At 62.7% G+C, this 15,861-nt stretch carries 12 protein-coding genes; 4 read left to right on the top strand and 8 right to left on the bottom strand.

Annotation, left to right across the window (positions count from 1 at the left end; translation table 11 throughout):
* The 4 genes from JQ558_RS07060 to JQ558_RS07045 all read right to left on the bottom strand — a co-directional run bounded on the left by JQ558_RS07060 (position 1) and on the right by JQ558_RS07045 (position 5,156).
* Positions 1-1,305: a hemolysin family protein gene (locus JQ558_RS07060; protein WP_212209700.1), complete on the bottom strand. Its 1,305-nt coding sequence runs from the start codon at positions 1,303-1,305 to the stop codon at positions 1-3.
* A gap of 113 nt (positions 1,306-1,418) precedes the next feature.
* Positions 1,419-3,050 carry an FMN-binding glutamate synthase family protein gene (locus JQ558_RS07055; protein ID WP_212293212.1) on the bottom strand — a complete coding sequence of 544 codons (1,632 nt, stop codon included), beginning with the start codon at positions 3,048-3,050 and terminating at the stop codon, positions 1,419-1,421.
* Between the two features lie 201 nt (positions 3,051-3,251).
* Positions 3,252-4,124 (bottom strand): patatin-like phospholipase family protein, encoded by an 873-nt coding sequence (locus tag JQ558_RS07050; RefSeq protein ID WP_249119138.1) that lies wholly within the window; start codon positions 4,122-4,124, stop codon positions 3,252-3,254.
* Positions 4,125-4,382: 258 nt separating this feature from the next.
* Positions 4,383-5,156 carry a ferredoxin--NADP reductase gene (locus JQ558_RS07045; RefSeq protein WP_212209703.1) on the bottom strand — a complete coding sequence of 258 codons (774 nt, stop codon included), beginning with the start codon at positions 5,154-5,156 and terminating at the stop codon, positions 4,383-4,385.
* A 305-nt stretch (positions 5,157-5,461) separates the two neighbouring features.
* Here JQ558_RS07045 and JQ558_RS07040 point away from each other — a divergent pair, with 305 nt between their 5' ends.
* The 3 genes from JQ558_RS07040 (at position 5,462) to JQ558_RS07030 (ending at position 8,882) form a co-directional block, all read left to right on the top strand.
* Positions 5,462-6,466, top strand: coding sequence for a hypothetical protein (locus JQ558_RS07040; RefSeq protein WP_212293211.1), 1,005 nt, complete (start codon positions 5,462-5,464; stop codon positions 6,464-6,466).
* Positions 6,459-7,775 (top strand): glutamate ligase domain-containing protein, encoded by a 1,317-nt coding sequence (locus tag JQ558_RS07035; protein WP_212293210.1) that lies wholly within the window; start codon positions 6,459-6,461, stop codon positions 7,773-7,775. The genes JQ558_RS07040 and JQ558_RS07035 overlap by 8 nt, the downstream gene beginning before the upstream one ends.
* Positions 7,776-7,880: 105 nt before the next feature.
* Positions 7,881-8,882, top strand: a complete 1,002-nt coding sequence (locus JQ558_RS07030) for an NADP-dependent oxidoreductase (RefSeq protein ID WP_212293209.1) — start codon at positions 7,881-7,883, stop codon at positions 8,880-8,882.
* A gap of 147 nt (positions 8,883-9,029) precedes the next feature.
* Here JQ558_RS07030 and JQ558_RS07025 read toward each other — a convergent pair whose 3' ends face one another.
* Positions 9,030-12,188, bottom strand: coding sequence for an efflux RND transporter permease subunit (locus tag JQ558_RS07025; protein ID WP_212293208.1), 3,159 nt, complete (start codon positions 12,186-12,188; stop codon positions 9,030-9,032).
* Between the two features lie 9 nt (positions 12,189-12,197).
* On the bottom strand, positions 12,198-13,400 hold the full coding sequence (locus JQ558_RS07020; RefSeq protein ID WP_212293207.1) for an efflux RND transporter periplasmic adaptor subunit: 1,203 nt from the start codon (positions 13,398-13,400) through the stop codon (positions 12,198-12,200).
* A gap of 206 nt (positions 13,401-13,606) precedes the next feature.
* Here JQ558_RS07020 and JQ558_RS07015 point away from each other — a divergent pair, with 206 nt between their 5' ends.
* Positions 13,607-14,443, top strand: coding sequence for a hypothetical protein (locus JQ558_RS07015; protein ID WP_212293206.1), 837 nt, complete (start codon positions 13,607-13,609; stop codon positions 14,441-14,443).
* A 45-nt stretch (positions 14,444-14,488) separates the two neighbouring features.
* On the opposite strand, the gene JQ558_RS07010 is transcribed toward JQ558_RS07015, so the two are convergent.
* Together JQ558_RS07010 and JQ558_RS07005 are read right to left on the bottom strand one after the other, a co-directional pair.
* The gene (locus JQ558_RS07010; protein ID WP_212209710.1) at positions 14,489-15,223 is read right to left on the bottom strand and encodes an amino acid ABC transporter ATP-binding protein; all 735 of its coding nucleotides are present in this window, start codon (positions 15,221-15,223) and stop codon (positions 14,489-14,491) included.
* Positions 15,210-15,860, bottom strand: coding sequence for an amino acid ABC transporter permease (locus JQ558_RS07005; protein WP_212275367.1), 651 nt, complete (start codon positions 15,858-15,860; stop codon positions 15,210-15,212). The genes JQ558_RS07010 and JQ558_RS07005 overlap by 14 nt, the downstream gene beginning before the upstream one ends.
* Position 15,861: the final 1 nt, after the last annotated feature.

Genomic DNA, 15,861 nt, shown 5'->3' with positions numbered 1-15,861 from the left:
TCACGCTGGCGTCGTGGCGGCATCGTCGATGCGCGTCGCCAGCGCCTTGTCGATACGCCGGCCGTCGAGATCGACGATCTCGAAGCGCCAGCCCTGCGCCTCCACGTGATCGCCGACGCCAGGTATCGCGCCGAACTGCTGGAGCAGGAAGCCGGCCATGGTTTGATACTGCCGCGACGACGGCAGGACGATCTGGAGCAGATTCGCAAATTCGACGGCAGGCATCCAGCCCGAGATCAGATACGAGCCGTCGTCCCGTTTCACCACCGCCGCTTCGGGCGGCCCCTCTTCGGTATGGAAACCGCCGACGATCGATTCGAGAATGTCGGCACTGGTCACGACGCCCTGGAAGGCGCCGTATTCATCATGCACCAGCCCCATATGCACGGGGGAGTCACGAAGCACCGCGACGACGTCCCTGGCATCGAGGAATTCCGGAATGATCGGCGCATCCCGGACCAGCGTGCGAATATCGGGTGCCTGCCCTGACAAATAGCTGTCCAGCATGTCCTTGGACTGGACAATGCCGAGCGCCGCATCCGGATCCTTGTCGAACACCACAAAGCGGGAATGGTTGCTGCCGGCAAGCGCAGCAAAGATAATTTCAGGCGGATCCGCCAGATTGATCATGCTGACTTCGGGGCGGGGCGTCATGACGGCGCCGACCGGAAGATCGCCAAGACGCATGACGCCCGCGATCATTTCCTTTTCGCCGGGCTCGAGTACCCCGGCGTTCTCGGCCTCGACCACCAATGTGCGGATTTCGTCCTCACTGACCTTGTCTTCGGCTTCACCCCGATGGCCGAGCAGCCACAACAGCCCCTTGCCGGAGCGATCCAGCAGCCACACCAGGGGCGACGAAATTTTCGAGAGCAGCATCATGTAGGGCGCCACGCGCACCGCCACCGATTCCGGATCGCGCAAGGCGATCTGCTTGGGGACCAATTCGCCAATGATGAGTGAGGCGTAGGTGATGACGCTCACCACGACGCCGACGCCGATCGCGTCAGCCAGGCCTTTCGACAATCCCGATTCGACCAGCAGGTTGGTCAGGCGCTGGCCCAGCGTGGCGCCGGAAAACGCACCCGACAGCACGCCGATCAGCGTGATCCCGATCTGGACCGTCGACAGGAACTTGCCGGGATCAGACGCCAGCGCGAGTGCACGGCGGGAACCCGTGACGTTCTTTTCGACCAGCGCGGCGAGCCGTGCCGGCCGCGACGAGACAATGGCAAGCTCCGACATTGCAAGCAGGCCATTGGTGATGATCAGGACCGTCACGATCCCGAGTTCCAGATAAAGCATTGTCTCCCTTTTTTACGGGCAGTCATTCCAGAGAGAGGCTTTATCAGAGCAGCGGCCCTGCGGCGATAGCTTGTCGTCCCGGCCTCGAGCCGGGATGACGTAAGCGTGAAGGCTCACCCCGCCGGCTGGAACGAATCCGCCCGGGCCATATCCCAGGCGTCGCGGAAGCGTGCATCGCTGGTGCCGTCGATCAGCTCGCCCGGGCGCAGCGGCGGATAAAGTTTCGCGAACGTCAATGTGTCGTTCGTGGAGGATCGCTGCGAGAAGTGGATCGGCCGTAACTGCTGCGGATGGTCGAGGCCAGCAGCGGCGAGCAGCTCGGCCAACGCATGCAAGGTGGCGTGATGATAGTTGTAGACGCGATCGATCTTGTGCGGCACCACCAGCGCGCGCGCGCGCGACGGGTCCTGCGTAGTCACCCCGGTCGGGCAACGGTCGGTATGGCAGCTCAGCGATTGGATGCAGCCCAGCGCGAACATGAAGCCGCGCGCCGAATTGCACCAATCGGCGCCGATCGCCATCGCGCGCGCCATGTCGAAGGCGGTCGCGATCTTGCCGGCGGCGCCGATGCGGATGCGGTCGCGCGCGTTGATGCCCACCAGCGCGTTATGGACGAAATTGACGCCCTCGCGCATCGGCATGCCCAGATGGTCCATGAATTCCAGCGGAGCGGCGCCGGTGCCGCCTTCATTGCCGTCGACCACGATGAAATCAGGATAGATCCCGGTCTGCAGCATCGCCTTGCAGATGGCCAGGAACTCCCAGAGATGGCCGACGCACAGCTTGAATCCGGCGGGCTTGCCGCCGGACAACCGCCGCATTTCACCGATGAAGGCCATCATTTCGAGCGGCGTCGAAAACGCGCGGTGGCTGGCCGGCGAGATGCAGTCTTCGCCCATCGGCACGCCCCGGATCTTTGAAATCTCTTCCGAGACCTTGGCCGCCGGCAACACGCCGCCGTGTCCGGGCTTGGCGCCCTGGCTGATCTTGAGTTCGACCATCTTGATCTGGTCGTCGGAAGCAATGCGCGCGAACAATTCGGGATTGAAGCCGCCGTCCCGGTTGCGGCAGCCGAAATAGCCGGATCCGATTTCCCAGATGATGTCGCCGCCGTTCTCGCGGTGGTAGGGACTGACGCCGCCCTCGCCGGTGTCATGCGCGAAATCACCTTTTTTGGCGCCCGCATTCAACGCGCGTACGGCATTTGGGCTAAGCGCGCCAAAACTCATCGCCGAAATGTTGAACACCGAGGCCGAATACGGCTTGGTGCAATCCGGACCGCCGATGGTGACGCGAAACTGCTCGACGGCGCGAGCCTTCGGCGCCATCGAATGATGCATCCATTCATAACCGTCGCGATAGACGTCTTCCTGGGTGCCGAACGGCCGCTTGTCGAGCTGCATCTTGGCGCGCTGATAGACCAGCGCACGGGTATCGCGGGAGAACGGCATGCCGTCCTTCTCGCTCTCGAAGAAATACTGCCGCATCTCCGGCCGGATCTCTTCCAGCAGAAAACGGATGTGCGCCGAAATCGGATAGTTCCGCAGCACCGCGTGGCTCTCTTGCGTGAGGTCGCGAATGCCGAGAACGGTGAGACCGCCGAAGATCACGATGGGAATCAGCAATATTTCCCACACCTTCAAATTTTGATCGAAGATGCCGATGCCGATCAGCAGTGCCGTGACGACCGCGCAGATCGTCAGCACGATGTAGCGTGGCGAGAACGGCATCAACAGCGTTTCCATGACAACCCCTCAGCCGGAAGATTCTTGCGGAATTATTCTTGTCCGCCAGCAGCTTAATCCAACCATTGGCATAAGCACCATACGATATACGGTCCAGCCGTCGCCGACGTGACAGGGGATCGAAAAATATTTGCACAAGCCCGTGGTGGTTGAATCAATTGATCGGAAGCTGCTTTTGCAGTGCAGCGTAACCGTCGCGCCTCAGTGGCTGTGCAGCCGCATTTCCCCGGGAATCTTGCCCTGCTGCAGGCCATGGTGGGCGAGCCACGCATCTGTCGTGGCAATCGCGCGGTCGATGTGATCGGCGGTGCGCGAAAAATCGTAAGGTGATCCCACCAGTGGGCATAGCGGCGGCACCACGAAATATTCGATGCCGGGATCGAGGCCCTCCAGCTCAATGACCAATTGCCGCGCGATCAGCAGCGTCAGCGCGTGCAGCGCATTGGCGACCGCGCCGACGGGAGGAGCCTGCGTGGCGCAGGCGTGCCCGGTTGGCAGGATGATCAACCGCTTGGCGCCTTTCTGAACCGCGACCTGGATCGGCGTGTTGCTGGAGATCGCACCATCGGCGAGATAGTAATTCTTGTAGGGGATCGGCGCGAAAGCGCCGGGGATCGCGGTCGAAGCGACGATCGCCTCCGAAGTCGAGCCTTCCGACAGCACAACGCTGTCGCCGGAAATGATGTCGGTGGTGACGATATGCACCGGCACCTTGGCATCCTGCAGATTGCGATAGGGAATGTGGTCGTCGATCAGTTTGCGGATGCCGTCGTGGGAAATCAGGAAATCGCGGCGCCACAGAAAGCTCAGCACCGTGCGCCAACTCATCGGAAACACGTCGTGCCGGGTTAATCCGCGCCAGATGTCGCCCAGCCGCTCCACGCCCTTGAGCGTCGGATCGCCGGCATAAAAGGCGCCGTTGAGGGCGCCGACGCTGGAGCCGACCACCATATCGGCGGAAATTCCGTGCGCGGCGAGCGAATGCAACATGCCGACCTGAATGGCGCCAAAGCTGCCGCCGCCGGCGAACACAAAGGCGGTCTTCACCGGGCCGATCTGATCGCGTACCGACAACGCCTGGCTCCCTGATCGCCGCGTCGGCACAGGCCGCATGGCGTTGGGAGGGTTATAGCAGCGGGGGAATGGGATGGGCTACTGGGAGAGCGACGCTCTTTCCCCACGTCGTCCCGGCCTCGAGCTCAGATGCGCAATTGCGCATCGGGGGACCCATACGCCGCGGCCCGCGTTGTTGGAAAAAGAAGATAACAACCAGCGTGCAGACCAATTGCCGCCGGTGGCTATGGGTCCCGGCTCAAGGCCGGGACGACATCGTTAGCGTTCCACGAACGCCTTTTCGATCACGAAGTGACCGGGCTGGCTGTGGCTGCCTTCGAGGAAGTCGCGGGTCTCGAACAGCTGGCGCAGCTCTTCCAGCATGCCGGGGCTGCCGCACATCATGATGCGGTCGGTCGCGATATCGAGCGGCGGCTGGTGGATGTCGTTGAAAAGCTGTTCCGAGGTGATCAGGTCGGTGATGCGGCCGCGGTTGCGGAACGGCTCGCGGGTCACGGTCGGATAATACAGCAGTTTCTCGGACAACAGCGGCCCGAACAATTCATCGTCGCGCAGCTTCGCGACCAGTTCCTCGCCATAGGCAAGTTCGGAAACCTGCCGGCAGCCATGAACCAGCACGATGGTTTCATAGCGCTCATAAACGTCGGGATCCTTGATCAGGCTGGCGAACGGCGCGAGGCCGGTGCCGGTCGACAGCAGCAGCAGGCGCTTGCCCGGAATCAAATTGTCGGTGATCAGCGTGCCCGTCGCCTTGCGGCCGACCAGGATGGTGTCGCCTTCGCGGATCTTCTGCAGCTTCGAGGTCAGCGGCCCGTCCGCAACCTTGATCGAGAAGAACTCGAGTTCCTCCTCGTGATTGGCGCTCGCCATGCTGTAGGCGCGCAGCAGCGGACGGCCCTCGACCTCGAGGCCGATCATCGCGAACTGCCCATTCTGGAAACGGAAGCCGGAATCGCGGGTGGCGGTGAAGCTGAAAAGCGTATCGGTCCAATGACGGACAGAAAGAACTTTCTCTCTATAGAACGCGCTCATGTGTTTTCGTTTTTCCTGACGTCTTGGTGTAGAACAAATCAGTTTCTTGCCGGTTTTTCGGGGCTCAAAGAGCTAAAAACCCCCGAAATCATTGGCGATTTGACGTTTCAATTGCGCCAATGTCAGAGATAGTCAAGATCAATTGGCGCACAATTGAGAACTCGGAATGGCAGTCGGTTTATTTTGCGGAAAGGTTCGATTGGTCTTCGTTAATGGAGATCTCACACGCAATTAACTTGCTGAAATTGACGCCGATCTGGCAATAAATTGCTACGCGAATTTTAGAACGCGTCAAAAGAGACCGCATGCGAAGCGTGAAAGAATTTCGACAAGGTAAACCGGGCTTTTATCCGGACCAGTCGATCTATGCCGAATTCGCCTGCGCTGAATTCGGGCTCGCCTTTCGCGACCTCGACGGCGGCTCCGGGCTGCTCTTCAGCGTCGCTTCGCCGAACAAATCGCTGCATTTCGGCGCCGGCCGCTGCTCGTGGTATCCGCAGAACAATGCCACCGCCTCGACGCTGGCGTCCGATAAATACTTCACCGGCAAAGTTCTTGAAGAGGCCGGGATATCGACGATTAGCAGCAAGTACTTCTTCCTCCATGAACGCTATCGCGCACATCGCCCCCCAGGGCATGAGCGCGAGGACGCGTTGACACACTTTCGCGAATTGGGCGCATCCGCCTTCGTCAAGCCGCTGACGGGATCGCGCGGCGATTTCGCGCAAAGGATTCACGGCGAAGCTGCGCTCATTGGATATCTCGACGACGTCGCGAAATATTACGACGCGGTGCTGATCCAGCCGATCGTCGAGGGCACCGAGTACAGGGTCTTTCTGCTCGACGACGACGCGCTGTATTGCGCGCGCAAAAATCCGCCCTTCGTCCGCGGCGACGGCGTGCACACGTTGCGCGAATTATTTACCGCCCATAACGATGCCCTTCGCGCCCGCGGTCTCTCGCCGGCCTCCCCCGGGGAGCGCGACCCCTCGCTCGACGCCGTGCTGCCGCAAGGCGAGCGCCGCGACATTCCCGGGCGGATGAATCTGAGCGCGGGCGGAACGATGGTGCTCGAAACTGCGCCTTCCGAAGCAGCGGTTACGCTGGCGAAAAAAGCCGCAAGCGCACTTGGGCTTCGTGTCGCGGCCGTCGATCTGTTCGTGGGCATCGGCGGCGATCCCGGCGCCATGACGGTGATCGAAGTCAACTCCAACCCGTCGATTAGGCTGTTGGAAGAATCCGGCCGCGGCGATCTGATCCTGAAGATCTGGCAGCACACGTTTCACGCGATGGGACTGCTCGGTGTTTGACCTGCCAAAATACGGCGACGGCATCTGCCTCGCGCGCCTGGCCGAATTGCTCGACGCGCTCAAGATCGATCGCGCGCGGCTGCAGCGAAACTCGGTCGTGGTGACCGGCTCGAACGGCAAAGGCAGCACGGCTGCGGTGTGCGCCGCGATCGGCCGCGCCTGTGGCCTGCGAACCGGTCTTTTTACTTCCCCTCACTTGCTGCGCTTCAACGAACGCATCCGGATCGATGATGCCGAGATCGGCGATGATGATTTCGCCCGGTGCAAGCAAAGGGTTGAGACCGCCATCGCCGAAATCTCGCAGCAGCGCGGCGAACAGTTCGGCGCGTTCGAAGCGTTGTTCGCCCTCGCCTGCCTGCATTTCCAGGAAAACGATTGCGAATTCACGGTGTTCGAGGCCGGCATCGGCGGCCGCTACGATCCGGTCCGCCTGGTCGGCGCACGCGAAACCTGCGTGACGTCGGTCGATTTCGAACACGTCGAGTTGCTCGGCAATACGCTGGAGCTGATCGCTTCCGACAAGAGCGACGCCTGCGCCGGTGGCGGCACCATCATCTATGGCGAGAATTGCCGGGGCCTGCGGCGGCATCTGCTCGAATATAATCGCCATCGCGGGGTCACCTCGCTGTTCGTCCGCGACGGGATCGGCATCGACGGCGAGTCCGCGTCCCCGTCCGGACAGCGGTTCGATTACCGGTTCGGCCATCACCACTATCGCGACCTCGAGATGCGCCTGCTCGGCACGGTTCAGTTCAACAATGCCGCGATCGCCGTCACGCTGTTCCTGCTCTGGTCGCAGGGTGCGCAGCCGCGCCAGCCGCCGGAGCGGGCAGAGCAGGCCATCCGCGCGGGCCTGCGCGAAACGCAATGGCCCGGCCGCCTCGAAATCATCGCGCAGGACCCGTTGACGGTGATCGATGTCGGCCATACCCCCGACGGCATCCGGCAATCGCTCGCAAGTCTCAAGGCGATCCACGGCGCCGATGGCTGGATTCTCGTCACCGGCGCGTCCGGCGACAAGAAGGCCGGCGAGATCGTAGGCAGCCTGGCGCCGGCCTTCGACACGATCATCTGCACGGCGGCGTACCACAAGGGCGCCAAGCCGCACGACATCGCGGCCGCAGCCCGGCTCGCCAATCCCGCGGCGGATATTCAGGTCGCGTCCACGATCGAGGACGCGGTGCGGCTGGCCGGTGCGTTGGCGGCGTCGCAGAAGCGCAAACTATATGTCGCGGGCGGACTGTTCCTGGCAATCGAATACGCCACAATCGCCCGCGGTGGCCGCGCGCAGGATTTGAAATTCTTCTGAGCCTGTATTTTTGCAGGTCTGGAGGGAGACGCAACACGGCGAGTGCAATTGGCCGCCTGATATGCGATCAACATCAAGAACGATCAAGCCGAGGGAGAAAACGCCATGAACGCCACCGTCAATCGCCAGATCCTGCTGGTGGAAAAGCCGACCGGCAAGCTCGGACCCGAGCATTTCAAGATGTCGGAGGGTGCAGTGCCGGAGCCGAAGGACGGCGAGGTGCTGGTGCGGGCGCGCTATATTTCGCTCGACGCCGCCAACCGCGCATGGATGCACGGCGCCACCTATCGCGCCGCGGTCGAAGCCAACACCGTGATGGCCGGCGGCGGCATCGCGGAGGTCGTGTCCTCGAAAGCTCCCGGCCTAGCCCCGGGTGACATCGTGTTCGGCGACACCGGCTGGCAGGATTACGCGGCGGTGCCCGCAAAGCATTTGACCAAGATGCCGCGGATGGATCCGATGACGCATCTGCTCAGCGTCTACGGCATCGCCGGCCTCACCGCCTATTTCGGCCTGCTCCATGTCGGCAAGCCCAGGGAAGGCGAAACCGTCGTGGTCTCGGCGGCGGCCGGCTCGGTCGGCTCGATCGTCGGCCAGATTGCGAAGATAAAAGGCTGCCACGTCGTCGGCATCGCCGGCGGCAAGGACAAATGCAACTGGCTCACCTCTGAACTCGGCTTCGACGCCGCGGTCGATTACAAGGACGGCGCGACCTACAAGGCGCTGCGGGCGGCGGCGCCGAAGGGCATCGACGTCTATTTCGACAATGTCGGCGGCGACATTCTGGAGGCCTGCATCGCGCTGATGAACAACCGCGGCCGCATCTCCTGCTGCGGCGCGATCTCGCAATATGACGGCGTGCCGTCGGCGACCGGCCCGCGCGGGGTGCCCGGCCTGATCGTGGTGAAGCGCCTGATCATGCAGGGCTTCATCGTGATGGACTACATGAACGAGCGCGACCAGGCCCTGAAGGACCTGCAGTCCTGGGTCGCTTCCGGCAAATTGAAGGTGCAGGAAGACGTCATCAACGGCCTGGAAAACACGCCGCAGGCGCTGATCGGACTGTTGGCCGGCGAGAACCGCGGCAAGCGGATGGTGAAGGTGTAGGCGCAACTCCATCAACCGTCGTCCCCGCGAACGCGGGGACCCATACGCCGCGGCGGTTATTGTTACGGAAGGTATCTAACGCCAGCGTTCTCGCCGATAGGCTGCGGCGTATGGGTCCCGGCTCAAGGCCGGGACGACACCGTGAGTCTAACGCGCACCCGGCGCCACCTGCGCGCCCGCTTTCTTCCGCTTCCGCTCACTGAGCCAGTTCTCGAACCGCTGCACCACGACAAAGAACGTCGGCACGAACAGCACCGCGAGACAGGTCGAGGCCAGCATGCCCGAGAACACGGTGATGCCGATCGATTTGCGGGCGTTGGCGCCGGCGCCGGTCGCCAGCACCAGCGGCACCACGCCGAGGATGAAGGCAAACGAGGTCATCAGGATCGGGCGGAACCGGGCTCGCGCCGCCTCAACCGCGGATTCCAGCAGCGGCTTGCGGTCGCGCACATGAAGTTCGAGCGCGACCTCGACAATCAGAATGGCGTTCTTCGCCGACAGCGCGATCAGCAGGATGATGCCGATCTGGGTATAGAGGTTGTTCTCGATCCGCAGCCCCGTCAGCACGATCATCGGACCGAGCAGCGACAACGGCACCGCTAATATCACCGAGATCGGCGCGAACCAGCTTTCATACTGTCCGGCCAGCACGAGATAGACCAATAGCAGCGCGAGCCCGAACGCCCAGTAGATCTGGCCGCCGACGACCTTCTCCTGGTACGACATCGCCGTCCATTCAAAGCCGGTACCCTGCGGCAGGGTCTTTTCGGCGATCTCCTCCATCAGTTTCATCGACTGGCCCGAGCTGTAGCCCGTGGCGGGCAGGCCGATGATGCTTGCGGACGGATAGAGATTGTACAGGCTGATCAGCGAGGGGCCGACCGAGGGCGTGATCTTGGCGACCGTGCCGAGCGGGATCATGTCGCCATTGCTGTTGCGCACCATCATGTTCGCCATGTCGCGCAAGCTCAGGCGATACTGCGCATCCGCCTGGGCATAGACCTGGAAGGTGCGGCCGAACTTGTTGAACTGGTTGACGTAGGTCGAACCCATGTAGGACGACAGCGTCGAGAAGATCTGGTCGGTCGTGACATGCAGGGTCTGGGTCTTGACCCGGTCGACCTCGACGTCGAATTGCGGCACCATCGAGCGGAACGACGAGCTGACGCGCTGCAGCGCGCTCTGCGTCTGCGCGTTGGAGACGATGGCGCCGGCAATCGCCTGCAGTTTGCCGTAGTCGGCATTGCCGTCGCGCAGTTGAACCTGCATCGCAAAACCGGCGGCGTTGCCGATGCCCTGGATCGGCGGCGGCGGGATCACCAGGATTCGCGCCTCCTCGATCGCAGACATCTTCTCGTTCAGGCCGACGAACAGCGAGCGCAGATCCTCGCCCTCGCCGCGCGCGCTCCACTCCTTCAAAATCAGGTAGGCGACGCCGGCATTGGCCAGGCTCGACGAACTATCCAGCGCCGAGATGCCGGAAATGCTGATGACCTGATCGACGCCGGGGTGCTTGCCGGCGATGTCGCTGACGCGGGTAAGCACTTGCTGGGTGCGGTCGAGCGAGGCCCCGTCGGGCAGTTGCACGGCGACCAGGAGATAGCCCTGATCTTCAATGGGAATAAACCCGGTCGGCACCCGCGACAGGCCATAGCCGGCGCCACAGATCAGGATGAGCGCTGCGATCACCGAGACGTTGCTGTGCGCGACCAGGCGGCCGATCAGCCGGGCATAGCCGCGCTCGAGCCGGTCGTAGACCGCGTTGAAGCCGCGGTAGAAGAAATTGCGCTGTTCCGGCGGCGCCGGTCGGCGCAGCCACAGCGCGCATTGGGTCGGCTTCAGCGTCGCGGCATTGATGGCGCTGAGCAGCGCGGTCGCCGCAATCACCAGCGCGAATTGCGAATACATTCGCCCCGTCAATCCCGGCAAGAAGGCCGACGGCAGGAACACCGAGATCAGCACCAGCGTGATGCCGACGATCGGCGCGAACAGCGCGTCCATCGCCGATATCGCGGCGTCATGGCCGGACATGCCCTTCTCGATATTATGCGCGGCGCCCTCGACCACGACGATGGCGTCATCGACCACGATGCCGATTGCCAGCACGATCGCGAACAGGGTCGAGATGTTGACGGTGAAGCCGAGCGCCGCCATCGCAGCAAAGGCGCCGATGATCGTCACCGGCACTGTCGTCGCGGGCACCAGCATCGCCCGCCAGTCCTGCAGGAAGATCAGGATCACGATCAGGACGAGGAAGCCCGCCTCGATCAGCGTCTTGTAGACCTCCTTGATCGATTCCGAGACGAATTTCGTGGTGTCGAACGGCGTGTCATGTTTCACGTCCTGCGGAAACGCCTTGGCGAGCACCGTCATCTTTTCCCTGACGGCCTTCTCGACCTCGAGCGCGTTGGCGCCGGGCGACTGGAACACGCCGATGCCGGTGGCGGGCTTGTTGTTGAGCGAGAACGCCTGGCTGTAGGTCTGGGAGCCGAGTTCGACCCAGCCGACGTCGCGGACGCGGGTGACATCGCCGTTGCTGCCGGTCTTGACGATGATGTCCTCGAACTCGCTCTTGTCGCTGAGCCGCCCGCTGACGTTCAGCGTGTACTGGAACGCCTGACCCGAAGGCGCCGGCGGGGCGCCGACCTGCCCTGCCGTGACCTGCTGGCTCTGCTGCTGGATTGACGTGACGACATCCTGCGGCATCAGGTTGCGGACCTGCAGCTTGTTCGGATCGAGCCAGACCCGCATCGAATACTGGCCAGCGCCGAACACCGTGACGTTGCCGACGCCGGGCAGCCGCGACAGCTCGTCTCTGATGTTGATGGTAGCGTAATTGCTCAGGAACAGGCTGTCATAAGTCGCATTCGGCGACGTCAGCGTCACGAACAGCAGGACCGCCGTCGACTTCTTCTGCACGGTGACGCCCTGGTTCTGCACCGACTGCGGCAGCTGCGCCAGTGCGCTCGACACCCGGTTTTGCACCAGCACCTGCGCGAAGTTGAGGTCGGTGCCGATCTTGAACGTCACCGTCAGCGAATAGGTGCCGTCGGCGCCGCTGTAGGACTGCATGTACAGCATGTCCTCGACGCCGTTGACCTGCTGCTCGATCGGCAGCGCCACGGTATCGATCACGGTCTTGGCGCTGGCGCCGGGATAGCGCGTCGTCACCTGCACCGTCGGCGGCACCACATCGGGGTATTGCGCCACCGCGAGGCGAAACAGGCACACCCCGCCGATCAGGATCATCAGGATCGCGATGACGTTGGAAAGGACGGGCCGCTCGATGAAGAATTTCGAAATCATGGCCGGTCCCTATTTGGTTGGTGCCGGCGACGCTTCGATTTTCTTGATCTGCGGGTCGACCTTCTGACCGGGGATCGCGCGGAGCAGCCCGGCGGTGACGACGCGATCGTCGCCCTTCAAGCCGCCTTCGATGACGCGCAAAGCGCCCTCGAGCGGCCCGGTTTGTACCTTGCGCTGTTCGACCACGTTCTCGCCGTTGACAACCAGCACGTAGCGGCCGGCCTGGTCGCTGCCGAGCGCGACATCGGGCACCAGCAGCGCATTCGACTGCTCGTCAAAGGGCACGCGGACCCGGACGAAGAATCCCGGCAGCAACGCCCGATCGGGATTCGGCAATAGGCCGCGCACCGCGAGCGTGCCGGTTGATTGATTGAGGGTCGGCGAGACGTAGTCGAGCTTGCCCTTGTGCGGAAAGCCGCTCTCGGTCTGCAATCCGACCTCGACCGGCAACTGGCGGATTTCCTCGACGGTTATGCCCCGCCGCCTTGCCTCTTCCCGGATCCGCTGCACATCCTGTTCGTTGACGTTGAAGTTCACATAGATCGGATCGAGCGCCACGATGTTGGCAAGCTGCGTCGGCGACGAGACGCCGACCAGTTCGCCGACCGACACCAGATGCGCGCTGACGATGCCGTCGAACGGCGCCGTGACGTTGGTATAGCCGTAGTTCACGGCCGCAATCCTGGTGTTGACCTGGGCCTGCTGCAGATTCGCCTGCGCGTTCTCGCGCGCCGCCGTTGAAGTATCGAGCGTGGCCTGCGAGACCGCCTGTCGTTGCACCAGCTCCGACTGCCGTTTGAAATCGGCTTCGGCCTGCTTCATCGACGCCTGCATGCCGGTTTCCGCGGCCTGCGCCTGATCGAGCTTCAATTTGTAGGTTTCCGGCTCGATCGTGAACAGCGTGGTGCCTTCTTTCACGAAAGTGCCGTCCTTGTAGTTGATCGATTGCAGGAAGCCCTGTACGCGCGCGACCAGATCGACGTTCTTGATCGGCGCGGTGTTGCCGGTCGCCTCCAGATAGCGAGTGATGCTGCGCTGCACCGGCACGGCGACCTCAACTTTCGGCGGCGGCGGCGGTACAAAAGTATTCTGTTCGCAGGCACTTAAGACGCCGAATGCGGCAATGGCGACGACCGCGCGACACGCAATGGCGCCTCTCTGTCTGAAGGTGTCATGTGCTCTGCTGCATGCCAGCGAACGCTCAGACTTCATTTGCGTGCCTCAATACGTTTGTTCTTGCAAAGGGCGTTCTATTCAAATTATGGCGTTCGACCATCCCATAAAAATAGCAACAATCCACTTGCAGGGGAACCGGAAACCGAAAATGATGCCGCGCGCGAAATTTTCTTCGCTTTCTCGTTCATGATTTCACTTCTGTTGAAGCGGCGACTCCAGCGACGACAAAAGGATTTATTCAAATGTTCAACACGTTGACACGTGCGGCAACGCTCGGGGCGTTGATGACGGCAGTGATATTCGCAAGTGCAGCACCAGCTTTTGCACAGGCGCCGAGCCAGGCGCAGCGCGACGCGATCAAGACCCAATGCCGGTCGGATTATATCGCGCATTGCTCCAGCATTCCGCCGGGCGGCGAAGCTTCGCTGCAATGCCTGCAGAAGAACATGTCGAGCCTATCATCGAGCTGTCAAAGCGCGGTGCGCGCCGTGGCAGCGCCGGCTGCCGCCGCGCCCGCGGCCAAGCCCGAATCCGCTCCGACCGCGGCCGGCGCAAAGCCTGCCACCACGACCGCGGCGCCCAAGACAGATTCCAAGGCTGATTCCAAGGCTGACGCCAAGCCCGCGGCCGCAGCCGCGGGGCAGCCGTCCAGCGCGCAGATTTCCGCGGTCCGCAGCGCCTGCCGCTCCGACTATCCAAAAGTCTGCGCCGGCGTGCCGACCGGCGGTGCGCCGGCGCTGCAATGCCTGGACAAGAACAAGGCAAAACTTTCGCCGGCTTGCGAGAAGGCGGTCACGGCGGCTGTCGGCGGTGGCGCCGCACCGGCGGCCGGCGCCGCTCCTGCCGCGGCGGCGGCTCCGGCAGCGGCAGGCGCGGCCGCACCCACCGTGATCGTGCTGCGGCCGCTGCGGCCGCGCGAAGAACTGCTCGTGCTGCGCTCGGCTTGCGGCGCCGATGTCCGCACGATCTGCGGCGGCGTGGCACCGGGTGGCGGCCGTATCGTGCAGTGTCTCGCGACCAACGCGGGCAGGCTGTCGCCGGCTTGCCAGGACGTGCTGGCCCAGTTCAAGGCGCAGTAGCAGGCCGCGCTACCCGGTTCGCGCCGTGAAAACGGCGCGATCGGACTACGCGTGCGCGACGGTACCGACGAACTGCTGCAATTCCGGCGTCCGCGGTGCGGCAAACACCTCTTTCGGAACGCCCTCTTCATGCACCTTGCCGTGGTGCATGAAGACGAGCTTGGTGCCGACGTCGCGGGCGAAACGCATTTCGTGCGTGACCAGGATCAGCGTCATGCCTTCTCGCGCCAACTGCTCGACCACGCGCAGCACCTCGTTGACCAGTTCCGGGTCGAGCGCCGAAGTGATTTCATCGCATAGCAGCACTTTTGGCCGCATCGCCAGCGAACGTGCGATCGCGACACGCTGCTGCTGGCCGCCGGAGAGCTGGTTCGGATAGGCATCCATCTTCTCGGACAGCCCGACCTTCGCCAGCACCTCGGCCGCAATGGCACGCGCTTCCTTGGAAGCCACCTTGTTGACGACGGTCGGCGCCAGCATCACGTTCTCGGCGGCGGTCAGATGCGGAAACAGATTGAACTGCTGGAACACCATGCCGACATGGCGGCGCAGTTCGCGCAGATTGGTGGTGGAGCCGCCGACCTCGATGCTGTCGGCGATGATCGCGCCGGACTGATAGGTCTCCAGGCCGTTGATGCAGCGGAGCAGCGTACTCTTGCCCGATCCGGAGCGGCCGATGATGGCGACCACGTCGCCCTTGGCGACCTCGAGCGAGACGCCCTTCAGCACCTCGTTCGGACCAAAACTCTTTCTGACGTCACGAATGCTAACGAGCGACATTGAGGCGGTTCTCGATTTTTTTCGCCCACCAGGACAGCGGGAAACACAGGCAGAAATAAATCAGCGCGACCAGCGAGTAGACCACGAACGGGCGGAAGGTCGCATTGTTGAGCATGGTGCCGGCCTTGGTCAGCTCGACGAAGCCGATGATCGAAGCCAGCGCCGTACCTTTGACCACCTGCACCGAGAAGCCGACGGTTGGCGCCACCGCGATGCGCGAGGCCTGCGGCAGGATGACGTAACGCATCTGCTCGATGTAGCTCATGGCGAGGCTGGAAGAGGCTTCCCACTGCCCCTTCGGAATCGACTCGACGCAGCCACGCCAGATCTCGGCGAGAAAGGCGCTGGTCCAGAACGTCAGCGCCAGGGTCGCGGCCATCCACGGGCTCACCTCGACGCCGAACAGCGCGATGCCGAAGAAGAACAGAAACAGCTGCATCAGCAGCGGCGTACCCTGGAACAGCTCGATGTAGATCTTGGTGGACCATTCCAGCACCGGGATCCGGGAGGTCCGCATGAACAGCAAGATCAACCCGACAACGCCGCCGCAGACAAAGGCGATCAGCGACAGCACGATGGTCCACTGTGTGGCGATCAGGAGGTTCGACAGGATGTCCCAGAGGCTGAACTGCAACATG

The organism is Bradyrhizobium sp. AUGA SZCCT0160 (genome assembly GCF_018130105.1).
Taxonomy (GTDB): Bacteria; Pseudomonadota; Alphaproteobacteria; order Rhizobiales; family Xanthobacteraceae; genus Bradyrhizobium.
The sequence above is the reverse complement of the archived record's forward strand: the minus strand, read 5'-3'. Positions and strand labels throughout refer to the sequence as shown.